The sequence below is a fragment of the Lactiplantibacillus paraxiangfangensis genome, from assembly GCF_036246185.1.
In the GTDB taxonomy this organism is placed as follows: domain Bacteria; phylum Bacillota; class Bacilli; order Lactobacillales; family Lactobacillaceae; genus Lactiplantibacillus; species Lactiplantibacillus paraxiangfangensis.
In genome coordinates, this window is record NZ_BTPW01000032.1 from 1 (window position 1) to 25,487 (window position 25,487).

Sequence of the window (25,487 nt, forward strand, 5' to 3'; positions counted from 1 at the left end):
CCTGATTTAATGCTTTCCATGGTTCAAATAAGTTATTAATCACGATTAATGATTTATTTGAGCTGTGGAAGGTAAACGCGGTTCTGAATGTCTCTTAAAACCTGTCTCAGATATTGACTTCAATCCAGACGTTACCGAAGAAGGTACTGGTAACAAGGGGACGTATAAGGTTTCCGGCGACAATTTGGAAATTGATTTAAATGGTCAAAAGATGACCGCAACGTTGTCTGATGATAAGAATTCATTTACGATCGACAGCGCCCCCGGTTTAGCTGCGTTAGCTAGCGGGACGAAGTACACGAAGGCAGGAAAATGATAAAGAAAGAAGTAACGGTTCTGCTGACGAGTGCCTTGCTACTAACGACGCTTGCGGCGTGCGGTCAAAATGAGGCTACCGTGACAAAGTCGTCAGAATCCGCAACCAAAACCAGCAAAGTAAGTAAAAAGTCGAGTAGTAGCGTTAAGTCAGCTTCAACTAGTAGCAGTCAGAAAACTGCAAGCAGTCAACCAACGGCAAAGGCCACCAAGACGACGTCTAAGCTTTCGATGGACTTTGATCAGATTGAAGCGGGCGATTTTAGTGGCTTAAGCGGTAATTGGTCGCAAATTGGGACGGGTTATAACCGCCACGATCAGCACGGTATGCGGTATAAAGCTGGCGGTGATGGTCAGTTATCCGTTTCCAAGTCGTCGTTAACGACTGGGACTGATGGGATAACATTACATGGACATACATTGACCGCTAATGATCTAAACCACCCGGTAGAATATCAAGTGAAAAATAACGTTTTAACGGTGTTATTGAAAGATGATGAAACTTCGATTAATTGGGCCGTCACCTTTTATCCGAAGGGGACAACCGGTGAATATCGTGACGATTCGCACGCTAGTAAGAATACCAAAAATATAATCGTTGTCTGGACCAGTAATAACTCCTATACCCAGATTTTTGCGCAGAGTAAAAAAGGCACCCAGATTAGTGGGATTGATTTAGAACAGATTCAAGCGGAAAACTTTAGCAGTTTAGCTGGTCGGTGGAAAAACTCGGCCGGTAAGGTGATTACGGTAACGAATAAGATTGTTAAGAAGCCCGCGGGTAGTATGATTGCTTCTGACAAAGGGGTAGCAGTTAGTGGTCCGGGTCATACAAGTGGTTCTGTGGTAATTACTAGTGGTCAAATCAAAGATGGCTATATTATGGGTGGCTACGGGTCTTTTAAGGATCAGTCGTTTACGCCGTTTGCGATTGTTCCGCGTGGCGTCAAAGTTACTAAGGATGATGATTCTAACGTTAATCAGGATCGGCTGATTAACGGTGGTGGTGAATCAGGATACGTGTCAGAAGCGTATTACCGTGAGTAATCTAGATATACAGTCGAGCGTTCGAATGGTTTAGAGAAGTAGAAGGGAAGTTTGTCTAACGTGTTTTGTAATAATTGTGGGCAGCCAACTGGTGGGGCACAGTATTGTCCGCATTGTGGCGCCGCTCAAAATAATTATAGCGGGGGAACGGGTGAACTCAGTTTTATTGTGGTAGCGATACTCGGTATCCTATTGTTTGTGTTGCCGGTAGTGCTGTTTAATCCGTTGTCAACGTACTGGTTTTTAATTCGAAAACGGTATTTTCCAAGTATTAGTGAGACGGGGCGGAAGGTCGCTTTTTGGACGTCGTGGTTATACGCGGGAGCGATGTTGCTGTTATTCATACTGGGACAATTGGAGCCGAGCCTCTTTGTACCCGAGACGGCAAAATGGCTTCAAACTTTGGTCTTCGGTGCTGTGTTCATCGTCCCGTTTCCATTTTTGTGGAGTATTATTAAAGGACCGTTCTTGCACCATCAGATTAAAAGGGGCATCATTCACATTGTGCTTGTACTAGTCTTTACCCACCTTGCAATCATTTCAATGTTTGTCTTGATGAAAATTAATGAGTATGTCGATAAAGATAAGATTGAACGAGAACAACCTGTGCATATCATTAATCAGATAAAGCCTAACGCGCATCAATTTGATTTCATTCGAATGAATAAGTCAGTTGGGTAATTAATTAAGAGCAAATCGCTAAATTGAGCGGTTTGCTCTTTGTGTTATTTGGTCACAAGTTTGATTGTAGTTTTTAGGGACGAAATGTGATTGGTCTACTTTTATATTCGCCGACAATTAGCCTAGGATTTATTTCCAAAAGTAATCTATGAACAGATAGAAACGTGCGCCTTCAACGGGACGCACGTTTTTTGATTCCCTTAAATTCGCATCAATAAGTAGTGACCGCCGAACATTATTTATATAATTGAACAATAATGTTAGCGATAACATTGCGAATTAGCTTGCATGAATGAAAGCGCTTGCATTATCCTAGTAACGTTAAGACAAAATTGGTTTACCTAAAAGGATTGAGTAGACAAATATTATCAGGGGGCAAACGACATGCATAATCAGGATGTTATTCAAAAGAATTGGCGGATGTGGAAGAGTGGTAAGAAATGGTTATACGCTTCAGGGGCGCTACTAGTCATGACCATGGGAGCTGGTCTAACGGGGGTAACGGCCCATGCTCAGGCGGAAGACGCTAACCCAACCACTGTGGTGCAACCGGTTGCGCCAGCGGCTGACAAGAGCTTACCGGCACCGAACGATCAAGTTAAAGAACAGGCGCCGGTAACACCGCAACCTAAGCAAGCACCAGTGGACAAGTCTGCAACTGGTCAGGAAGTTGAAAAAAAGGCGCCAGTCGTTGAAGAACAAAAGCAGGAAGCGCCAGCAGAAAAAATGGCTCCAGCGGCAACTAAGACTACCCCACAACAGCCAGCCACTGAAGCCAAGGACGCACCGGTAGATCCATCGATACAAAAACAATCAACTGAGCAACCCCAGGCGACTGCGGCAACCGTAACGCCTGAAAAAGTGGCCGCGCCGACCCAAACTGCGCCGGTTAAAGATTCGACTAAAGTGGTTATTCATTATCAGGGTGACGGCAGCAAGTGGGTCCCTTACGTTTGGGGTCTCCAACCCAACGGTAACGGTCAACAATACGATTGGACTGGGACCGATGATTACGGGAGCTATGCCAACATCGACATGGACCAGAATTACCAGCAAGTCGGCGTGCTGATCAAGGGCGCCGATAGCTGGGACAAGGACGGCGCTGGTGAAAACCGGACCATTAACGTCGCTGACAGCGGCAAGGGTGAAGTTTGGTATAAACAAGGTAGTGACGACGCTCAGACCGTGACGCCAACGTACAACGATAAGTCGATCAATGTCCATTATCACGATAAGGACGCCGACAACGTGACCAGTTACAAAGTTTGGACGGACCAGTCTTCAGCGGACACGGCCCAAACGGTTGCGTTTGACCAAAATGACGACTACGGCAATAAGCTTGGCACGGTTAAATTGACCGACGCTAACTTTAAAACAATCTTTGTCCAGACGCTTGGAACCGACCAAGTGATTCGTGAATTTACACCGCTCGACGGGGATGATGCCACCGACATCTACCTGGTTGCTAATGATCAACAACCTTACTACACCGCTAGTTTTGCACTTAGTCAGGAGATGGTCACCACGGCTAACTTGAATACGGCCAACAACTTAACGGTGGCAATCGGCAAGAAACTCTCGGCCAGTGACGCGCAAAAGCAACTCAGTGTCGCCAACCATACGATTAAAAGCGTGGTTGCGGTAGACCCTGACGCCAATGGATTGAGCAAGACCTTCACGCTGACGACCACCGACGATTTAGATATTTTACAAAATAACACGGTCAGCTTTGACGGCAACGCCAAGGCCATCGATATTGGAAACTACGTGCGTTCCAGCGCATTTGACGACCAGTACTATTATGCGGGCGACGACCTCGGGGCAACGTATACCGCCAACCGGACGCAAATTAAACTCTGGGCGCCAACGGCTAACCAGATTGAACTGCGTTTATATGATTCGGATGACAACGCGGCGCCAGCGACGAAGGTCATCGAAATGCAACGCGGGGACAAGGGCGTTTGGACAAGCGTCTTAAACGGCGACTATAAGAACTGGGCCTATGATTACCAGTTACACTTTGGCGACGGCACCGTCACCACGACGGATGATCCATACGCCCGCGCGGTAACGATTAACGGGACCCGTAGCGTGATCGAAGACGTTAACCAAGTTAAGCCGGCTGATTTCAACCGCATGCCAAGTTTTGGTGACGCCACCAACGCGGTCATTTATGAAACCAGTGTTCGCGACTTTACGAAGGACCCTAATTCGGGCGTTACCGACAAGGGCAAATTCTTAGGGATGGTTGAATCAGGGACGCACACCGCTTCCGGTCAGGTCACGGGCTTAGATTACTTGAAGGACCTTGGCGTGACCCACGTGCAATTGATGCCAATGTACGATTTTGCCAGTGTTGACGAAACAAGCAGTAATCCCGGCTATAACTGGGGCTACGACCCGAAGAACTATAACGTTCCGGAGGGGAGCTACTCAACCGACGCCAGTGACCCAACGACCCGAATCATGGAAATGAAAGAAATGATCAATGGGTATCATAAGGCTGGTATTCGCGTTGTCATGGACGTGGTTTATAACCACGTTTACTCGATGGGCGACCAGGCCTTTCAAAAGGTAGTTCCCGGGTACTACTTCCAGTACGATGCTGAGGGGCACGTGACGAACGGGACCGGTGTCGGAAACGACGTCGCCAGTGAACGGAAGATGGTTCGGAAATACATTCTCGATTCAGTGAAATACTGGGCGAGCGAATACAACATCGACGGCTTCCGGTTTGACTTAATGGGCATCCTCGATGTCGATACCATGAACGCGATCCGAGCGGAACTCAACGCCATTGATCCCGGGATTATGGTTTACGGTGAAGGCTGGGATATGCGGGCCACGAACCACGACCTCGGCGCCGCACAATATAACGCCGATAAGGTCGACAAGGACGTGGGCTTCTTCAGCGATGACATTCGTAACGCCATCAAAGGGGCCGAATTTGGCGGCATCAGCAAGGGCTTAGTCGAAGGTAACGGTCAGGAAGAAAACTATAATGACCACGCGCAAGCCTTCGTTGACGGTTTCTTAGGCGGAAAAAACTATGCCAACGCGACGACTTCGCACCCGTACCAAGCGCCAACGCAGACGATAAACTACGTCGCTTGCCATGATAACCGGACACTTTACGATATGCTGACGGCGCTAATGCCTGAAGAATCGGAAGCCAACCTGGTCAAACGGGATCAACTCGCAACTTCGATGGCCATGCTGGCCGAAGGGGTGCCGTTCGTCAATGCTGGCCAAGAAGCCTTACGGACTAAGGATGGCGACGATAACAGTTACCAGTCTTCAGATACCGTTAATGCGATTAACTGGGACCGGGTCCAAGCTAACCAAGGCATGGTCAACTATTTCAAACAGTTAGTGAACTTGCGTAAGGGCGAAAAGGTCTTCCGTTTAACGAACTACGACGATATTTCGAAGTCGGTCAAGGTACTTCAATCCGGTCAAGACGGGGTCTTTGCCTTTGAATACCTTGCGGGTGGACACAAGCTGTTCGTACTGTTCAACGTGAACGATCAAGCAGCGAACTTTGACGCTTACAACTTGAGCGCCGGTCGAATCCTATTGACCAGTGAAAACGGCGCCCAACTCGGCAACGTGACGAATTTGGCTGCGTTGAGCACGTTAGTTGTTCGCGAAGACTTGCCACAGACGCTGACGGTTAGTTACTGTGATCAAAACGGGACCGTCGTGAAAACTGAGGTCGTAACCTTAGCCGACAGTACTGCTAAACATCAGCTGACCGCGCCGACCGGGTACCAAATCGTCGGTGGGACAAGCGAAGTTTCGTACGACGTCGATAGCGACAGTACGGCTTGGACCCTCAACATTCCGGTTGAAAAATTGGCGGTTGATCCGGGCGATAACGGCCAGCAAAATGGCGGTAACACTGATACGGATAACAACACCGGTAACACTACTGGAACCACAACCGATAATGGTGGCGACACTAATCCGGGCACGGATACCGGCAACAACGCTGGGACCACGACTGACAATGGCGGCGATACCAATACTGACACGAACACTGGCCATGAGACGAATCCGGGTACTGAAGCCAATACTGATAACGCCGGAACCGAGATTTCTGGGAATAGCCAGGGGAATCAGCAGACCAATCAGGAAAATACTCAAGGTGAGGCCGATCACGTTGACCAGCCGGTAGTAGATGATCATGCGACGGTAACGACTGAAAAACCAGCGACTACTGAACCGACTGAAACCACCACGGTGATTAAAGACAGTGTCATGACTGCACATCCGGGAAAGGATTCAACGCAAGTCGGTGATCATCAAAATACTGTGGTTCAACCACAGACCGCGGCCGCAACATTGACGGCAACGTCGACGAGTCCTAAACAAACCGATGCCTTACCGCAAACTGATGAAAGTGCGGGTCAAACCGCCTCACTCTTTGGTTTGATTGGCTTGATGGTTGCAGGATTAATCGGGTTAGCTAAGCCAAAGCGTAAACATGAATAAGCAAGCATAGCTATTAATTGAGTCTGGAATAAATTCCAGGCTCTTTTTGTTGTTATCAGTGAAAACTGGATTAAGTGAAACTTGCCACTAAAAATTTTAGCAAGCAAAGCCGTTAATAAATTAAGGTTACTTAAGAATACCGATTAGTCGTGTTAAATAAAAACGTTTTCGTAAAGGTGCTATACTGCAAATGACTTAAAGGAAGGGGGAGTTATATGACGATAAAACAATTAACTTTGGACGACGTTGCTAGCCAGGACCGCCAGTACCTCGAAACGATTTTCGCTCTAGGGGATGGTCATTTTGGCGTGCGGGACGCGATGCCGTTTACTGGTAATCAGGCGGAAACCTTGCCGGTAATGCTAGTCAACGGTTTCTACGCCACCAATCTGATCGTCTATGGCGAAAGTGCTTATGGCTACGCTAAGTCTCACCAAACAATCGTTTCATTACCCAATCCGCGGGACTTTGACCTTGCGACGGCCACGGCGGATTCTGCCAAACCGGGTGATTGGGTCGTTGAATTAGTGGCAACGACTTTAAATTTTAGTGATGGGACGTTGAACGAACGTTTTCGGTTAAAAACAAAAACTGGCGAAAAGTTTTTGTTAAACGTGACGTCACTGATCGTTCAAGACGGCACGCATCAATTCACCGTGACGTATTCGTTGGAGTCGTTGAATTATACGGGAACGTTACGTTTTAACCGGCCGTTAATTAGCAAGAATATCCAACCAGTGGCAATGCCGGATGAGGCCGATGATCCCAGGGTCGCGATACGGGCAGCCAAACTCACAACGAAGCTTTTGCCGACTACTAACGAAAAACAGTTCCAATGGACCGATACGACGGCCTCAACACAGCAAACGGTGAGCCAATGCGACACGGTACAACTGTTGCCGGAAAACGTTTCATTGAAAAAGAGTGAAACGGGCTTTTCTGGTGAGGGAACGATCACGGCCGGGGATTGTTTCGCTTGGCAATTTGTTCGTCAAGTTAGTGAGATTAACCAGCCGCTGGTTCCCGCAAAAATTACGGACGGTCGTCCAATTAATCGACAGATTTTGAAGGATTTTTGGCAGCAATCCCAAGTTGAAATCAGTGACACAAAGCTCCAAACGGGCATTCAGTATAACTTGTTTCAGCTTTTCCAATCCGCTGGTCGTGACGGCCGTACCAACATTGCGGCGAAGGGCATCACCGGGCCCGGGTATGAAGGGCATTACTTCTGGGATACCGAAATGTACATGTTGCCGTTCTTTATTTTTACTAATCCTAAGATTGCCAAGCAGTTACTCGCTTACCGCTACAATATCTTACCGCAAGCACGTCAGCGGGCTAAGGACTTAGGCGTGGATCAAGGCGCGCTCTTTGCTTGGCGGACGATCAACGGTGAAGAGGCGAGTGCCTACTATCCCGCCGGAACAGCGCAGTACCACATCAACGCGGACATTGCCTACGCGGTCAAACTGTACGCCGATGTCACCGGTGATCAGGCGTTTATGCGTGAAAAGGGCGCGTCACTCGTCCTCGAAACGGCGCGCTTCTGGCTAAATTTCGGGAGTTGGCACGAACGTAACGGGCGCCAAGCTTTTTGCCTGTTCAAGGTGACCGGCCCCGATGAATATACGGCGTTAGTTGATAATAACTATTACACGAATCGAATGGCTAAGGAAAACTTATTATTTGCCAGCCAGTTGATTCAGGAAGGCGTTATTGCGGGTCAACCTGGTGAGCAGAACGAGCTGGCTGAGGCTGGAAAACGGATGTACCTCCCGTACGATCATATTATTCAGGTTACTGAACAAGATGATGATTCACCCGCAATGCCGGTATGGCCGTTTGAACGAACGCCGAAGGATCACTATCCGTTACTGTTGCACTACCATCCCCTGACGATTTATCGTTACCGGGTGAACAAGCAGGCCGACACGCTGCTAGCCGAGATGCTGTTTCCGGAAGACCAGTTGCCGCAACAGCTCAAACGCGACTATGACTACTACGAACCGATTACCACGCACGATTCATCGTTATCGCGGTCCATTTTTAGTATCTTAGCGAGCCGCTTAAAGCGTCACCAAAAGGCCTTTAATTACTACATGGACACGGCGTTAATGGATCTAGTTGATTTACAAGGCAACGCGCAAGACGGGTTACATGAAGCTAATTTAGGGGGCAGTTGGTTAGGGTTAACGTACGGTTTTGCGGGGATGTACGTCCACGACGGCACGTTACACATCACCAATGATTTACCGGCGGAACTCACTTACCTGTCCTTTAGAGTTCGCTTTCGCGGGAGTGTTTTGGCTATCAAACTGGATCAGAACCAGACGAGCGTGATGCGCTTGAGCGGCCCTGAAGTCAAACTAGTCGTTGATGGACAGCCTAGAACAACTGGTTAACGCAAACATGTTGTTCTTGTTGGCTACAAAAAATAAGGTACACGGGTGACTTTTTGTAGTGTACAAAACTCGAAAATGACAGTTTGTTCGTCCGACGAACGTTAACTGACAAACTAATTGTGTGAAACTTCACGAAATGTCTTGCCAAAAAAATTGGCAGGGCATTATATTGGGACCCAAACAAAAACGTTTTTGTGATTTTCAAAGGAGGGACGATAGTGCGATTTAAATATCTTCAATTAAGGGTGCTAGCTGGCCTGATTGACGTCATCGTGGTCTACGTTCCCATCGTTGTTTTAGCGGTGCTGTTCTTACGCGCGAACTTAAGAACGGCGGACATTTTAGGACAATTAGGGTTTGTCGTGTACAACATCATTTTGATTACTAGCAATCAGGGCCAGACGCTGGGCAAGAAGATTGGCCGCGAGTATGTGTTGGTAAACGATGAGCGGCCGAGTAAGGCACTTATCGCCGGGATTCGTGAGGTGACTAAGGCGATTTACTTTTTGCCGTTCGTGGGGTTGATCTTTGGAATCGTCAGTCTGGTATTGTGCTTACTGACCGGTCGGATGCTCCACGATTATTTGGGTAACAGCACGGTCGTCTTGGAAAAAGATCTGCTCAACGTCGAAAAATGAGGTCAATTATGAAATTACCATTAACTAATATTAATACGGTCGGTTTACTAGCCGTATTTCTACTCACTGCCATTTATGCCATTGTGATTGTTTATCTGCATCGCAATCGGAACGATATTCGGGAAATTTATAAATGGTATTTGGGTTACTTAATCCCGTTTGTCATCATTTCAGTTATTTTACATTTACAAATTGCGTTACAAATCGGAATTTATTTAGCAGGTGCCGGGGTGGTGCTACACCGCTCCAATCGTTACTTTTATCATTATTGAGGGGAGTTCAATAGGATGAAACTGGGGTTTATATCGGATCCGAAGAACCCGTGGATCCTGAAGGAAGGTCAATTTGACGCGGGCCATTTAGGCAAAGCTGAAGCCAATATGTGTTTAGGCAACGGTTATATGGGCATTCGTGCGGCAACGGAAGAGCACTACGTCGGGGAGACCCGTGATACGTTCATTGCCGGGACGTTTGATAAGTTTAACGGCGAAGTCACGGAGTTGCCGAACTTGCCGGACGTGGTTGGTTTGGAAATTGAAGTAGATGGCCAACGACTGGATTTGAATCAGGGAACGGTCAGCCATTATCGGCGCATGATCGACCTAAAGAACGGGCTATTGACCCGGACGTTTCACTGGACGGTCGACCAACGGACCTATCAATTTAAGTTTGAACGGTTCGTCTCCATGGAAAATCGCCACCTGGTAGTTTCCCGAATCGGCGTTACCCCGATGAGTGGGACGAGCGTCGTAAAAATCAAATCAGGGATTGACGGCCAGCAAACGAATCACGGCTCGCAACACTTGGTGGAAGGTGATAAACGCCTGTTTGACCACCATTACATGCAACTGCTGACTCAGACCAGTGAATCGAAAATCAACTTAGCCTTTTCGACTTGTCACGAGTTTGAAACGGCTGGTCAGGCGGCCATGGCGCCCCGGATGGAACTTGGCCGCCGCCAGATTTTCTGCAACTATCAGGCGACCGTGGATCAGGGTGAGGCGTTACGCCTGGTTAAATACAGCACGCTGGTGACGGACCGCGATAATGATTTTTCCGGTCGAGGTTTAGAAGCACTTCAAGCTTTTGGATTGGACCTGCTTAAGCATAGTTCCCAGCGGTCGTTTGACGAATTACTCGCCGAAACCGCCGTTGCGTGGGAACAACGCGTGTGGGACTTCGGTAAGGTGCAATTGGAATCGGACGATCCTGATGACCAGTTAGCCATCAACTTTGCGCGCTACCAATTAGCCATTTCCACACCAGAACACGATTCACGCATGAATATCGCCGCCAAGGGCCTGACGGGTGAAGGCTATAAGGGGCACGCCTTTTGGGATACTGAAATTTTTATGCTGCCGTACTACATCTTTACGAAACCGGCCGTAGCGAAGCAGTTAGTTGAATATCGGTACCGTGGTTTGGCGGGGGCCCATCGCAAGGCTCAGGACAATCATTATGAAGGCGCGCAATTCCCGTGGGAAGCCGCGTGGCCGTCGGATGGTGAAACGACGCCATTGTGGGGTTCGGCTGACATCGTTACCGGGCGGGCGATGAAAATTTGGTCGGGGCTAATTGAACAGCACATTACGAGTGACGTGGCGCTGGGCGCCCTCGACTATGTCCGGGCGAGCGGTGATCAGGAGTTTGCCCTCGAGTGTGTCGACGAAATCGTTTTGGACGCGGCCAAGTTTTGGTCAAGCCGCCTCGAATATAACGAAGCCGCTGACCGCTACGAAATTAACGACGTTATCGGACCAGACGAGTACAAGGAACACGCCGATAATAACGCGTTTACGAACTATACCGCGAAGTGGACCATTGAAACGGCCATTCAAATTTATGATGAGCTCGCGGCTGACCATCCTAATAAGTTCACAAAGCTGAACGGCAAGCTAGGGTTGGACCAATGCTACCCGCTATGGAAAAAGCAGGTCGGTCGAATTTACCTGCTTGCCCCTAATCAGGATGGCGTCATTCCGGAAAACGCGACCTATTTGACGCTAAAGCAGGTGGATATTAGTAAGTACCGCAATGAGGAACACGTCGGTGGCATTTTTAACGACTATAACCTGGAACAAGTGAACCAGTTACAAATTACGAAACAAGCGGACGTTTTACTATTGCTATATTTATTCGAGCAGCAATTTGCCACCAAGGAAAAACGGTTGAATTGGGACTATTACGAACCTAAAACGACGCACGACTCATCGCTGTCGTTATCGACCCACACGATTCTAGCCGCTGACCTAGAAATGATGGACACGGCGTACCGCTTCTTCCAGCGGGCCTGCCAGATCGATATTGGACCGGACATGCGGTCTTCTAACAATGGCATTCACGCCGCGTCGTTAGGTGGTATCTGGAACATGGCAGTCTTTGGTTTCGGGGGTGTGCGGTTACTCAGTGAAAAGCTTCGCATCGAGCCACACTTACCAGAGGCTTGGAATCATTTAAGGTTTGAAATTTTTTGGCAAGGTCAGCGCCTGGGCTTGGACATTGATCATCAACAGTTAGTTGTTGCGATGGTGGAAGGCCAGGAACCGGTCAGCTTTATGACGCACGGGCAATCGTATCAATTAAATGAAAATGAAAGCGTCACCATTATGCTGTAAATAACTTGAGGAGGACAAGATTATGAAAAGCTGGATTAAAGGTATCGGGGTTTCAGCGGTTGTGTTAGCTTCAGTCGGTTTATTAGGGGCCTGTGGCAATAATAAATCGTCATCCAAGCAGACTAACTTTAAGGGCCAAACAATCAAAATTGGGATTTGGTACGGGAGTGACGAGGAACGAAACGGGATTAATCAAGTCATCAAGGGGTTTGAAAAGAAGACCGGGGCAAAGGTTCAAACGAAGGTTTACACGAACTTTAACACGCAAATTCAAGCCGATTTATCGGGACATAAAGCACCGGACGCCTTTTACGTTGATTCTTCCATGTACCCGTGGTTTAAGAAGCAGGGTGTGCTAGAAAAACTCGACAGTTCACAAATGCAGGCGTCCAAGTTTTATCCGAACTTAATTAAGGCTTTTAAGACGAACGGCGACTTGTACGGGGTGCCAAAGGATAACTCAACTTTGGGACTGATCGTTAACAAGAAAATCATGAAGAAAACTGGCGTCAAAGTCTCGAGCATTCCAACGAGTTATAACGGCTTGATCAAGTGGTTGCCCGGCTTCCAAGCTAAGTTGGACCAGGCTTACGGCAAGAACAAAGTCAAAGCCATGACTTATGACCAGGATATGGCACGTAATTATACGATTATGAAGACCAACGGCGGGAATCCAATCAAGAGCAACGGTGACGCTAACTTGGCGAGTCCCCAAGTCCTTGAGAACATGAAGCTGTACCAAGAATTAGTCAAAACGGGTGCGGTTTCGACGGCGAAGGACTTAGGTTCCGGCGATAACGGGACGGCCTTTGGGACTGGCAAGGTTGCCATGACTGAAGAAGGTAACTGGACGTATCAAGTTCAGAAGAAGCAGTACAAGACGGACTTTGAAGTCTTACCAATGCCGACTTATCAAGGCGCCCGTCGCGGGATGATCTTTACCGTTGGCTGGGGTGAATACGCCGGCAGTAAGGTTAAGCCATTGGCTAGCGCGTGGATTGCTTACGCCACGAGCAAGACTGGTCAAACGAAGTGGGTCAACGCCGTTGGGACGATGCCAAGTCGGCCGGACGTTGCGAACGCCATCAAGTTATCGGACAACCCTAGCATGAAGACGTGGTTGGACGCGACGAAGTACTCCACCGTATGGCAAGCGGGAACGACCGCAACCACTGTGAACACCTCGTATCAAAACTTTGTTGCAAAGGCACTCGATGGCAAGTCTTCCATGAAGTCCGCGATGACTTCGGCTGACAAGCAAGCGAACGCGGCAATTTCAAAAGCTAAGTAAGACTTGAGACGGTGAAACTGTGAATAGAAGGCAAAAACCGTTCAAAAATATTCAATATTTCTGAACGGTTTTCCCTATTATAAAGGTCGAAAGACAATTGGGGTGCCTTTGGTCACGGACTCATCGGCTCAAAAAGGGGTGAAAGCAATGGAAATGCAGAAGAAGACGCCTAGACCAGCACGAGGTCTGAACGGTGCCCATGGTCAAACGTGGCAAGCCTATATTTTCTTGGCACCCGCGTTCGTCATTGCCGCAATTTTCTTCGTTGCTGCGATTATTTTCGCGTTATACATGTCGTTTAACCACGTCAACATGATTTCACAACAGTTTGACTTTACGGGAATCAAAAACTACGTGGATGTCTTTCAAGACAACGTTGCGATGACGGCGCTTAAAAATACGGCGCTGTTTTCGCTGATCGTGGTGCCTAGTCAAACGATTATTGCCCTGTTGATCGCGTATGCGCTCAGCACGCGGGGTATCAAGGGCAAAAAGTTATTCCGTTTGGTTTACTTCTTACCGACGCTGACTTCAAGCGCGGCGTTAACGTTGATCTTCATGTTTATCTTTAACGTAACGGGACCGTTGAATAATTTCATGATCTCAATGGGATTATATCAGCATCCCATCAACTTCTTACAAAATCCGGCCTACTCGCTAAAAGTGATTATGGTCATGAATATCTGGTCGACGGTGCCAAACTACATGACGGTGTACTTGGCGTCCTTGGTCGATTTGCCAGAATCCTTTTACGAAGCGGCGGAAATTGACGGTGCTTCGGCTTGGCAAAAACTACGGTACATCACCGTGCCTTATTTACAACCGATTACGACTTACGTTTTATTGACCGGGATTATCGGAACGTTTCAAATGTTTGACCAAGCCTACATTTTCTCAAACGGTTCCGGGGGACCGGATAATTCAACCTTGACGATTGCCTTGATGATTTATCAGTACGCGTTTGGATCGATGAATACGATGGGCTACGCCAGTGCGCTAGCGGTCGTCTTGACGATTATCATCTTCGTGGTCTCGCGGCTCACTGAAAAACTGAACGGGCGGAATGGATTGCAGTAAGGAGGCATTGAAATGACAGAAAAATCGAAAATTTTAAAAATGATTTTGTACATCGTTTTGATTGTCTACGCGATCATTACGCTGTACCCGTTCTTGTGGGCGCTAGCTGCGTCGTTCAAACCGTTGAAGGAAATCGTGAGCGGCAGTCCGGCGCTGATGCCGAAACACTTTACGTTGGCGAACTATCAGTACATTACCGGGACGTCTTCCTTATTTACAAGGTGGTTCATGAATTCTGTACTGGTCTCCATTATTGGGACCATCGTTAACCTGTTTTTGAACACGATGGCAGGGTACGCCTTAGCCCGGTTGAACTTCCCGGGACGGCAAAAAATTTACTACGGCTTTTTAGCTTTGATGATGGTGCCAACGCAAGTGTTACTAATTCCAAACTACTTGATTTTAATGAATCTCGGTATGTTGGATACGTTTGGCTCCCTGATTTTACCGGCCGCAATCAACATCGCCAACATCTTTATGATGCGACAATTCTTCCTCTCGTTTCCAATGGACGTTGAAGAAGCCGCGGAAATCGATGGGCTCGGCCGAATTGCCACGTTCTTTAGAATTGTAATGCCGCTCGCCCGGCCGTCAATTGCGACACAAGCGCTCTTCGTCTTCATGGGCTTTTGGAATAACTTTATGCAACCGATGCTGTATATTTCAACGCCAAAGAAGTACACGCTGACGTTAGGGCTACAAACCTTCACGAGTCAGGCTGCGGGGGTCCGCTGGGATCATACCATGGCGGCCAGTATCGTCTCGATTATTCCAATTATTATCTTGTACATTATCTTTAACGGGTATTTCTTACAAGGTGTTCGGATGGATGGCGAAAAGTAGCCGTCCGGTCTGGAAGAGGGTGGCGGCTTGAAAAAGGTGACAATCAAAGACGTGGCCAGGCAAGCAAACGTTTCAATCGGTACGGTATCGCGGGTGTTTAACGATTATCCAGATATCAGCGAAGCAACGCGGCAGCACGTTTTTAAAATTGCGTCGCAAATTGGGTACGTTCCGAATATCGCCGCGCGTATGCTCTCTTCGAAACGATTACAAACGATTGCGTTAGTGTTTAACGACTTGGTCTACCAACCTAAAAACAACTTTCCGATGTCGATTTTGAATGGTGTTCTGGATTACGCGGAGGAACAGAATTTTGAATTTGCATTTTATGCAATGACGACGCAAAAACAAAGGGGCAAAACCTACGAACAATTTTGCAGCGAGCGCGACGTGACTGGGGTCATTATGCAAGGATTGCATCAAAATGATCCCTACGTTGAACAGCTGAAGACGACGACCGTGCCGACCGTGTTGATCGACATGGCCGTGCCCACTAATCAGTGGGTCGGGTCGATTACGACCGATAATCTGACTGCGGCAAAGGACGCGGTCAACAGTCTAATTAAAGCCGGTTATAAAAATATTGATATGATGAACGGCACTTACGACGCCGCGGTGAGTATTTTGCGGGAACGCGGGTATAAGAAAGCGCTGGGTGACGCCGGCTTTAAAATCAATTCGAGCTTGATTCAATATGCCAATTACGATGAACAGATTGCGAATTTGATGGCGAAGCAGGCGCTGCAGCAGGACCCGACAATCGACGCCTTTTTCTGTGCGAGTGACATTATGGCGCTGGGCGTTTTGCAAGCCTTAAAGGACATGGACAAAAGTGTTCCCGGTGACGTTGGTGTGATTGGCTTTGACGGGCTAGACATCGGTGCATACGTGTCGCCGGCCTTATCAACGGTTGCGCAACAGCCGTATGAATTCGGGCAGGAAGCGGCCCGGTTGATTCAAGAATTGGTCGATGGCCACCAGCCGGAAACGAATATTGAACGCCACGTGCCTTACCAGCTGATTCGCCGGCAAACAACGCGCTAATGTTAATGGTTGTAGGTTTTATAACTAAAAGGGTGACTCAAAATGGTTGAAATTAAATTAGATCATATTTATAAGAAATATAAAGGAAATGAGGATTACTCAGTTACGGACTTTAATATGTCGATTCCGAATGAGGAGTTCGTGGTGTTTGTGGGCCCGTCCGGTTGTGGGAAGTCGACGACTTTGCGGATGGTCGCGGGACTAGAAACCATCACTAAAGGTAATCTTTACATGAACGGGCAGGTGGTGAATAAAGTTCAGCCTAAGGACCGTGACATTGCGATGGTTTTCCAAAACTACGCGTTGTACCCAAACATGACGGTTGCCGATAACATGGGTTTCGGGCTGAAAATTCGGAAGACGCCGCGCGATGAGATTAAGAAACGGGTATCCGATGCCGCAGAGATCTTAGGTCTTAGTGATTACCTGGGGCGTAAGCCTGGCGCGTTATCCGGTGGGCAGCGGCAACGGGTAGCGTTGGGTCGGGCCATTGTCCGCGATGCCAGCCTGTTTTTACTGGATGAACCGTTATCCAACTTGGACGCCAAGTTGCGGGTCGATATGCGGACTCAAATCGCACAGTTACACCTGCGTCTGAAGACGAACATGATTTACGTGACCCACGATCAGGTCGAAGCGATGACGATGGCGGATCGAATCGTTATCATGAACGACGGCAAGGTGCAACAAATTGGGACGCCGGATGAGCTTTATAATAAGCCGGTCAATCAGTTTGTGGCCGGGTTCATTGGCTCGCCCGCGATGAACTTCTTTGACGTTCATCTGCATGGCAACCGCGTCGCTAACGATAAGGGTTTTGACGTCGAGGTTCCGGAAGGCCGGCTGAAGATTTTGCGGGAGCAGGGCTACCAGGATCAGGACGTGACGTTAGGGATGCGACCGGAAGATATTCATACGGAGCAAGTGGCGTTGACCACGTTCCCCAATGCCGTTGTGAATGCGAAAGTGGTAGTTTCCGAATTCTTAGGAACGGATTCAAACCTCTATTCGAAGACGGGCGACACCGAATTCGTTGCGCAGGTCAACGCCCGTGATTTTCACAAGCCGGGTGAAAGCGTGCAAATGGCGTTTGAAATGAGTAAGGCCCACTTCTTTGATAAAAAGAGTGGGGCAACGATTGAATAAAACGATTTTTAGCTAGTATTAATCCAAAAAACGACCTAGTCCAATGACCGGGTCGTTTTTTTGTGTTCAGGAAAGTGGCGCAATAAATTTATTTAGAAAGGAACCGATAGATTTGATGAGATGATGATTGACCGCTATCGCCATATTTAAAGACAATTATCTGAAAACTGACTGATTTATTTCTGAAAGCTGGTTAATTTAAATATTAAAATTATTCTATTATAAGCTTCCGGTTTACTCACTCTTTACGAAGATTTTACTAACCCATGATTATTGGTGCCTAGTAGGAATGGAATAATGCTTGTGTGACTTAATTAAATTTTTTAGGGAGTTGGCTATTATGAAAATGAACAAGCGCATTAGTATCGGGTTACGTTGGTTAGCATTAAGTTCGTTAGTTGTTCTGTTTGCAGGTTGCTCGCAACAAAGTAAGGGAAGTAGTAAATCCAACCAGTCACATAAGATCGTGCTCTATTCGAACTCGTTATCGGGAGGACGGGGCGCCTGGCTAAAAAAGGAAGCTGCGAAAGCTGGTTTTACCATTACCCCCGTTAGCCTTGGCGGTGGCGATGTGATTAACCGCTTGGTCTCAGAAAAGAATAAACCGGTTGCGGATGTGGTCTATGGCTCATCACAATTCGGTTTCACAAAATTACAACAACAAGGAATCTTGAAAAAATTCAATGTGGATTGGCAAAAGGACTTAGCATCCGGTGATGATCAAGGTAACGGCTACTTCTACCCGTTAACGCGCCAGTTGATCATTCAGATTGCTGATAGCAAGACGGCCAAACAAGATTTGCCAACTGCATGGTCTGATTTAACGACTAGCACGGCTAAGTATAAGTATATGGTGCCTAATAAGACCGGGATCAACGGGCAAACGAATCAAATGGTGATTGCTAACATCCTTGCAAAGTATAAAGACGACAGCGCAAAAGATGGTGTTTCACCAAAGGCTTGGCCGGCAATCAAGAACTTCTTTAAAAATGGGAAACAGTTCGGTAACCCACAACTCTTCTCAAATCCGATTGCCAAGAAAGAATCAACGGTCAGTTACACGTTCTCCAGTGATCTTTTAGGCATTAAAAAGGTGTCTAATTTTGACCCACAGATTATTAACTCTACGGATGGCAGTCCCCAGGTTATTGAACAAGTCGGGGTCGTGAAAAAATCTGGCGACACTAAGAACGCTGAACGCTTTGCCCAGTGGCTGGGAAGTGCTATCACGCAAAAGAAGATTGCTAAGCAGTTCCACACTTGGCCATTAAATAAAAAAGCGGCTTCAGCGATTGATCCAAAGGAAAAGGAAATGTTGAAAGATATCAAAGTAACCAATCTTGATATGAAATGGTACAACAAAAATATTAATAAATGGATTCAAAAGATTTCACTAAATTACTTTAATTAGTTCTAGTCTTGGGGGAGTTTAATTTGTTGGAAGTAAAGAACCTTGCTGTGAAATACAATAATTTTACGGCGGTTGAAAAGGTCAGTTTTAATGTGCAGGAACATGAATTCTTTACGCTGCTGGGACCGTCTGGCTGTGGCAAGTCTACAACGTTGCGTGCGATTGCAGGCTTGAACCCGGTTAGCGAAGGCCAAGTGATTCTAAATGGGGAAGATATCACTAAGGCACCGGCGAGTACCCGGCATATCGGGATGGTGTTTCAAAATTACGCGTTATTTCCAAATATGACTGTTTTTGACAATATTGGCTATGGTTTAAAGCTTGCCAAGCAATCTAAACCTGAAATTCAACAAAAAGTGCGGCAAGTTGCTGATTTAGTACACTTGACGAGTGCTGAGCTGAAGAAGGGGGTGGCGGAGTTATCTGGAGGACAGCAGCAACGTGTCGCAATCGCCCGAGCGTTGGCCCCTCAACCGCCATTGTTATTGTTGGATGAACCTTTGTCTAACTTAGATGCTAAATTGCGTGAACAGTTACGCAATGAATTGAAGCAACTTCAGCATGATGCTGGGATTACCATGATTTACGTGACCCATGATCAGAGCGAAGCGTTGATGATGTCTGATCACGTTGCCGTATTTAACATCGGTCATTTGGAACAGTTGGGCGAACCAGAAGCAATTTACAAGCGGCCTCAGACTGAGTTTGTCAGCCAGTTTGTTGGGGAGGCCAATCAAGTTGACGCGTTGATGCCGGGTGAACCGGCTAACGGGACGCATCACTATATTCGGCCGGAAAAAATTGCCATTACGGCGGAACCGGTATCAGCTAGTGCTGAACAGGTGACGGTAAATGGTCACATTGTGGCGGCTAACTTTTTAGGCTTTTATTTTAGCTACGTGGTGACAACCGTTTACGGCCCGTTGACCGTGATTAATAAACACTCAAGATCAGAATTCAAGGTTGGAGACCAGGTGAATTTGGTGTTACCGACAAAATCCGTCCTAAGTTACCGTGAGGGGGCCCTAGTATGAGCGTCAAGCGCGGTAGTCTTGAGAAGTTCTGGTATGGATTGATACTCGTATTTTTAGCTTGGCTGATTGTAGCGTTTGTCCTGTTTCCCAATCTGCAAATCTTCTTATCCGCTTTTTGGCACGCGGGAACGGTATCGGTGGCCTCGTTTAGTCAAATCTTTACGGCCCACGCTGCGTTGGCCAGCTTAGGGAACAGCCTGTTATTGGGATTGCTGTTGAGCATTACGTGTAACGTGGTGGGTGTTTTCATGGTCTTGGCCGTTAGCTATTTTAAAATTCGGGGAGCAAAGTGGCTCAATCTCATTTACATGTCGACCATCGTGTATTCCGGAATTGTGGTTGCAAGCGGCTACCTATTTATTTACGGGGAAAGCGGTTTTGTGACGCAACTATTACGCCACGTTTTTCCAACGTTAGCGGCCAACTGGTTTCAAGGGTTACCGGCAGTCCTGTTTATCATGACGTTCACCTGTACGGCTAATCACATGATGTTTTTGAAGGGTGCCTTGGCTAACTTGGATTACCAAATGTTAGAGGCGGCTAAGCTGATGGGGGCGAGTCAGTTCCAAGTCTTGCGGCAAGTCGTCTTACCGATGTTGACCCCGACCGTGACCACTTTAACGATTTTCTTGTTTCAAACCGGGATTGGCGCGTTCTCCGCACCGCTGATTTTTGGCGGGACGAAATTTCAGACCATTGCGCCGACCATCCTAACCTTTGCCATGGATACTTATTCACGACATTTAGCGGTGGCATTGTCGATTATCTTAGGTTTGATGCAACTGGTTATCTTTGGGATTGGGATGATCATTGACCGGCGGCGTAACGTTGCGTTTCGAACTAAAGTGGCAACGCCAATGAAAAAGCAGCAAATCGCCAATCCAGTAATTAACGGCATCGTTCATTTTATGGCCTATTTGATTGGGTTTATCTTGATCTTCCCGTTCGTATTAGTCGTCATCTTTTCATTTACTGATGATCATTCGGTTTCAATGGGACGAATCTACAGTTTTACGCTAGAAAATTATAAAAACGTTTTGACCACGACAGACACGATCATGCCCATTGTGACGAGTTTGAGTTATGCACTACTGAGTGCGGGAATTGCGCTGATTATGGGGATGTTCTTGGGACGAATCGCCGTTTTAAAGCGTCGCCAGAACCTGCTGGAACGTAGTGAAATTGCGGTGATGTACTTACCGTGGTTGTTACCGGCACCGTTAATTGCACTAGCATTAGTAACTACTTACGGTCAGCCCCAGTGGCTCGTTGGAAATCAGATTCTGACGGGAGGGTTAATCTTATTGCTGGTTGGCTACGTGGTTTCAAGGTTACCGTACTCCATTCGATTTATGGAAGCTGCTTTTCATGGTCAAAACCGGGCCTTAGAAGAAGCGGCGGTCATGCTGGGAGCTTCTTCAACCCGCGCATTCTTTGATGTCGGCTTGCCAGCCATTCGGGATAGTTCGCTGGCGGTATTTAGCATGAACACGCTGGCGCATTTAGCTGAATATGATATGACGGTCTTTCTGTATAGTCCTTCGTTTACACCGTTGGGCGTCGTTATCCGGGATAACACTGATCCGAATAGCGGGACAGCCAGTTTCGGCGTTAACGGACTAGTTGTGAATCTAATTTATTCAGTCTTGTTGGTAGGAATTGGAAGTTTGCTACTTTACGCCGTGCGTAAACATGCCAAAGATACCACGCTTATGATGTAGGGGGACGACTTAATGTATGGAAAACCGGAATATCAAGCCATCAATCAATTGTTTAATCAACGTCTGCAGGTGTTGCCGTTTCTAATTGCGTGTCACCGGGGGTTCGCCCATGCTAATATTATTGAAAATACGGTCGATGCAATGCGGCTAGCCCGATTATTGGGTGCCGATATTATGGAAACGGACACCACACCAACTTTTGATAACGAGTTGGTGATGATCCATCCTAATCGTGAGCGCCAGTTATTTAACCGTGAAATCAATGTCTCAGAAATGGACTTGGAGCAGTTGCAGACGCTACATTTGTATAACGGCGTCGGGGCGGAGACGACCCAGCACGTTGATACGCTTGATAACTTTATGCGAAATATTCCACAGGACATGTTGATCCACTTTGACCGTAATGAAAAGCACTTGCCATTACTGCTGGCCAAATTGGACCACTATCCGGACCAACTATCACAGATCATGATTAAAGTGGCTCCCACGACGGAAAACTATGAGTTGTTAGCAAGTCATCCGCGCAAATACATGATCATTCCAATCGTCAGAAACGCCGATGATTTAGCCCGTACTTTTACGCAGCTAGACGCGCCCATCAACTTTGTGGGGTTAGAGACGGTTATTGAAAAGCGGCACCAAACGATTATGACCGAGGCCTTTTTTCAACGAATTTCGGATGAGCATTTGGCTTCGTTAGGCAACGGGCTAAACTTGGGTGCGCCCGGTGGCAAAGCCGTTGAATTGTTTGGCGCGTTTGATGACCAGCAGTCGCTATTTGGTGATCCAATGACGGATGGCTGGGGGCGAATCGCCCAATTAGGGGTCAAAATGGTTAATACTGATTGGCCGTGTGAATTGAAACAAATGCGCGCAAAATTCTTTGAATGAAAAACGTACTAAGTGGTTATTACAGTAGTGATTTCCGCGTTATTAAACCGGTAATAGCACATTCTAGATAGAGATGTCGTATAATGAAAGTATTCTGAAAAAACGAGGAGAAAAACATGGCAGAGACAACGCATTTTTACGAAACTTTCCAACCAGAACATTACGACATTTATATCGACATTAACCGTGAAAAGAAGCAGTTTTCCGGTAAATCCACCATTACTGGTGAGGCCCAAGCGAAAGAAGTCCTAATTCATCAAAACTTCTTATCAATTGCATCCGTACAGGCTGATGGCAAGGATGTGCCGTTTACCGTTGATAACGATATTCAAGGAATTCGGATTGACCTGGCGAAGACCGGTAAAGTGACGCTGGCAATTGCTTACAGTGCCAAGCTAACTGATAGCATGATGGGGATTTACCCGTCATATTACGAAGTTAACGGTGAACCAAAACAAATCATCGGGACTCAGTTTGAAACCACGGCTGCCCGGCAGGCCTTCCCATGTGTGGACGAACCGGAAGCCAAGGCGACCTTTGATTTAGCCATTAAGTATGACGAACATGCCGGCGAAACGATTTTAAGCAACATGCCCGAAAAACGTGAAGCAGACGGCGTGCACTACTTCGATACGACGGTTCGGATGTCAACGTACTTGATTGCCTTTGCCTTCGGAGAATTACAAGGTAAGGAAACGAAGACAAAGAGTGGCGTAACGGTCGGCGTATTTGGAACCAAGGCGCACCAAGCAAACGAGCTTGATTTTGCGTTAGACATTGCAAAACGTTCGATTGAATTTTACGAAGACTTTTACCAGACACCATATCCATTACCACATTCATGGCAACTGGCTTTACCAGACTTTTCAGCCGGTGCGATGGAAAACTGGGGCTTGGTGACGTATCGGGAAGCCTACTTACTGTTAGATCCTGATAACACGGCGCTTGAAATCAAACAACGTGTCGCCACGGTAATTGCCCATGAACTCGCTCACCAATGGTTTGGTGACTTAGTAACCATGAAGTGGTGGGATAACCTATGGCTTAACGAAAGTTTTGCTAACATGATGGAATACGTGGCTATCGATGCGCTTGAACCAGACTGGCATATCTGGGAAACCTTCCAGACTTCCGAAGCTTCCATGGCGCTACAACGGGATGCGACGGACGGTGTTCAATCCGTGCACGTTCAAGTGGAAGACCCGGCCGAAATCGATTCGATTTTCGACAGCGCAATCGTCTACGCCAAGGGTGCCCGGATGTTAGTTATGGTCCGCGGTATGATTGGCGACGACGCCTTACGTAAGGGCTTGAAGCAGTACTTCATTAACCATAAATACGGTAACGCGACCGGGGATGACTTGTGGCAAGCGCTTGGCGATGCTTCGGGTATTCAAGTTGGCGACATCATGAATACTTGGTTGGAACAACCTGGGTATCCAGTCTTGACGGCAGCGGTCAAAGATGGTCAATTGACGATCACACAACAACAGTTCTTTATCGGTGAAGGTCACGAAGCAGGGCGGCAATGGAAGTTACCACTTAACAGTAACTACAAGGCGGCACCCGCTATTCTCAGTGATCACACGGCAGTGCTCGGTGACTACCAAGCATTACGGCAGGCGAATGGACAACCATTCCGTTTAAACGTTGGGAATAATTCACACTTTATCGTGAAATACGACCAAACCTTGATGGACGACATTTTGGCACACGTCGACGACTTAACACCGATTGATCAACTACAGTTGTTGCAAGATTACCGTTTATTGGCTGAAGGTCGGCAAATGTCTTACGCGAGCGTCGTTCCTTTGTTGGACCGCTTCGCGGACAGTCATTCAACGGTCGTTAACGCGGCGTTGTACCAATTAGCCGGCAATTTACGCAAGTTTGTGACGCCGGATTCTGATGAAGAACAACACTTACAAGCACTTTACGATCAATTAAGTGCGGGTCAAGTTCAACGGTTAGGTTGGATGCCTAAAGCGGGCGAATCCAACGATGACCAGTTGACGCGGCCATACGTTTTAAGTGCGGCGCTGTTTGCTAAAAACAAGGCAGCGATTTTGGCTGCACACGAATTATTTGAAGGTAATCAAGCGCAATTACCTAGTTTACCAGCTGATATCCGGGTCTTCGTTTTACGGAACGAAGTGAAAAACTTTGGTAACGCGGCCCTCTTTGACCAGTTACTAAACACGTACCGGAAGACTTCTGACGCTAGCTACAAGGCGGATATCTGCGATGCGTTGACCGCAACGCCGGATACGAAGTTATTAGGCCGATTAGTTGATGCGTTCGAAGACGCTGCCACGATCAAGCCACAAGATTTGCGGGCTTGGTTCCGCGGCGTGCTGGCCAACCACACTGGCGAACAGCTAGCTTGGGATTGGATTCGAAACGACTGGGACTGGTTGGAAGCAACGGTCGGTGGTGACATGGAATTCTCCACGTACATTACGGTTATTTCACGGCTCTTCCATACCAAGGAACGGTTGGCAGAATTTAAGGCCTTCTTTGAACCAAAGATCAACACTCCTGGTTTAACTCGTGAAATCAAGATGGACACCAAGGTCATCTCAAGTCGGGTTGACTTGGTTGAAGCCGAAAAAGCGGCTGTTAACGACGCAATTGAGGCAGTAATTAAGTAAATTCAGCGTAACAAAAAGGCGTAAAACTGGCAGAATTGCTGGTTTTACGCCTTTTTAATTGGCTCTTTGTCAACGGCTGTTGATGAGGAACTTTATGAGGAAACCAATTCATTTTCGAATTGGTTTCCTTTTTTTGTTCTGAATTGTAAATTCAATCCGAATTCGTGTGTAAAAACGCGACCAATT

18 protein-coding genes are annotated in these 25,487 nt (G+C 47.3%); all 18 read left to right on the plus strand.

Translation table 11 applies throughout. From position 1 onward, the window contains the following. Positions 1 to 64: 64 nt before the first annotated feature. The 18 genes from AAA939_RS13560 to AAA939_RS13645 all read left to right on the plus strand — a co-directional run bounded on the left by AAA939_RS13560 (position 65) and on the right by AAA939_RS13645 (position 25,301). Complete coding sequence (locus AAA939_RS13560) at positions 65 to 316, plus strand: hypothetical protein (RefSeq protein WP_338230986.1); 252 nt, start codon at positions 65 to 67, stop codon at positions 314 to 316. Further along, positions 313 to 1,362, plus strand: a complete 1,050-nt coding sequence (locus AAA939_RS13565) for a DUF6287 domain-containing protein (protein ID WP_338207912.1) — start codon at positions 313 to 315, stop codon at positions 1,360 to 1,362. Before AAA939_RS13560 ends, AAA939_RS13565 begins: the two co-directional genes overlap by 4 nt. A 60-nt stretch (positions 1,363 to 1,422) precedes the next feature. Continuing rightward, a complete protein-coding gene (locus AAA939_RS13570; RefSeq protein ID WP_338207913.1) occupies positions 1,423 to 2,043 on the plus strand; it encodes a zinc ribbon domain-containing protein in 621 nt (206 codons plus the stop codon). 384 nt (positions 2,044 to 2,427) lie between these two features. Beyond that, positions 2,428 to 6,537, plus strand: a complete 4,110-nt coding sequence (pulA, locus tag AAA939_RS13575) for a type I pullulanase (RefSeq protein ID WP_338207914.1) — start codon at positions 2,428 to 2,430, stop codon at positions 6,535 to 6,537. 215 nt (positions 6,538 to 6,752) lie between these two features. Beyond that, complete coding sequence (locus AAA939_RS13580; RefSeq protein WP_338207915.1) at positions 6,753 to 8,939, plus strand: glycoside hydrolase family 65 protein; 2,187 nt, start codon at positions 6,753 to 6,755, stop codon at positions 8,937 to 8,939. 218 nt (positions 8,940 to 9,157) lie between these two features. Continuing rightward, positions 9,158 to 9,577 (plus strand): RDD family protein, encoded by a 420-nt coding sequence (locus tag AAA939_RS13585; RefSeq protein ID WP_338207916.1) that lies wholly within the window; start codon positions 9,158 to 9,160, stop codon positions 9,575 to 9,577. An 8-nt stretch (positions 9,578 to 9,585) separates the two neighbouring features. After that, on the plus strand, positions 9,586 to 9,849 hold the full coding sequence (locus AAA939_RS13590; protein WP_338207917.1) for a hypothetical protein: 264 nt from the start codon (positions 9,586 to 9,588) through the stop codon (positions 9,847 to 9,849). Positions 9,850 to 9,864: 15 nt separating this feature from the next. Beyond that, on the plus strand, positions 9,865 to 12,192 hold the full coding sequence (locus AAA939_RS13595) for a glycoside hydrolase family 65 protein (protein ID WP_338207918.1): 2,328 nt from the start codon (positions 9,865 to 9,867) through the stop codon (positions 12,190 to 12,192). 22 nt (positions 12,193 to 12,214) lie between these two features. After that, the gene (locus AAA939_RS13600; RefSeq protein WP_338207919.1) at positions 12,215 to 13,483 is read left to right on the plus strand and encodes a sugar ABC transporter substrate-binding protein; all 1,269 of its coding nucleotides are present in this window, start codon (positions 12,215 to 12,217) and stop codon (positions 13,481 to 13,483) included. Positions 13,484 to 13,636: 153 nt separating this feature from the next. Beyond that, complete coding sequence (locus AAA939_RS13605; protein WP_338208018.1) at positions 13,637 to 14,560, plus strand: carbohydrate ABC transporter permease; 924 nt, start codon at positions 13,637 to 13,639, stop codon at positions 14,558 to 14,560. A gap of 12 nt (positions 14,561 to 14,572) precedes the next feature. Next, positions 14,573 to 15,403, plus strand: a complete 831-nt coding sequence (locus AAA939_RS13610) for a carbohydrate ABC transporter permease (RefSeq protein WP_338207920.1) — start codon at positions 14,573 to 14,575, stop codon at positions 15,401 to 15,403. A 36-nt stretch (positions 15,404 to 15,439) separates the two neighbouring features. Beyond that, positions 15,440 to 16,447, plus strand: a complete 1,008-nt coding sequence (locus AAA939_RS13615; RefSeq protein ID WP_338208019.1) for a LacI family DNA-binding transcriptional regulator — start codon at positions 15,440 to 15,442, stop codon at positions 16,445 to 16,447. Positions 16,448 to 16,489: 42 nt separating this feature from the next. Next, positions 16,490 to 17,593 carry an ABC transporter ATP-binding protein gene (locus AAA939_RS13620; protein WP_338207921.1) on the plus strand — a complete coding sequence of 368 codons (1,104 nt, stop codon included), beginning with the start codon at positions 16,490 to 16,492 and terminating at the stop codon, positions 17,591 to 17,593. Positions 17,594 to 17,933: 340 nt separating this feature from the next. Then, positions 17,934 to 19,004, plus strand: a complete 1,071-nt coding sequence (locus AAA939_RS13625) for an extracellular solute-binding protein (RefSeq protein WP_338207922.1) — start codon at positions 17,934 to 17,936, stop codon at positions 19,002 to 19,004. Between the two features lie 23 nt (positions 19,005 to 19,027). Continuing rightward, positions 19,028 to 20,038, plus strand: coding sequence for an ABC transporter ATP-binding protein (locus AAA939_RS13630; RefSeq protein WP_338230988.1), 1,011 nt, complete (start codon positions 19,028 to 19,030; stop codon positions 20,036 to 20,038). After that, positions 20,035 to 21,759: an ABC transporter permease gene (locus AAA939_RS13635; protein ID WP_338207924.1), complete on the plus strand. Its 1,725-nt coding sequence runs from the start codon at positions 20,035 to 20,037 to the stop codon at positions 21,757 to 21,759. The genes AAA939_RS13630 and AAA939_RS13635 overlap by 4 nt, the downstream gene beginning before the upstream one ends. A 12-nt stretch (positions 21,760 to 21,771) precedes the next feature. Then, positions 21,772 to 22,650 carry a glycerophosphodiester phosphodiesterase family protein gene (locus tag AAA939_RS13640; RefSeq protein WP_338207925.1) on the plus strand — a complete coding sequence of 293 codons (879 nt, stop codon included), beginning with the start codon at positions 21,772 to 21,774 and terminating at the stop codon, positions 22,648 to 22,650. A 116-nt stretch (positions 22,651 to 22,766) separates the two neighbouring features. Then, complete coding sequence (locus AAA939_RS13645) at positions 22,767 to 25,301, plus strand: M1 family metallopeptidase (RefSeq protein WP_338207926.1); 2,535 nt, start codon at positions 22,767 to 22,769, stop codon at positions 25,299 to 25,301. Positions 25,302 to 25,487 lie beyond the last annotated feature (186 nt).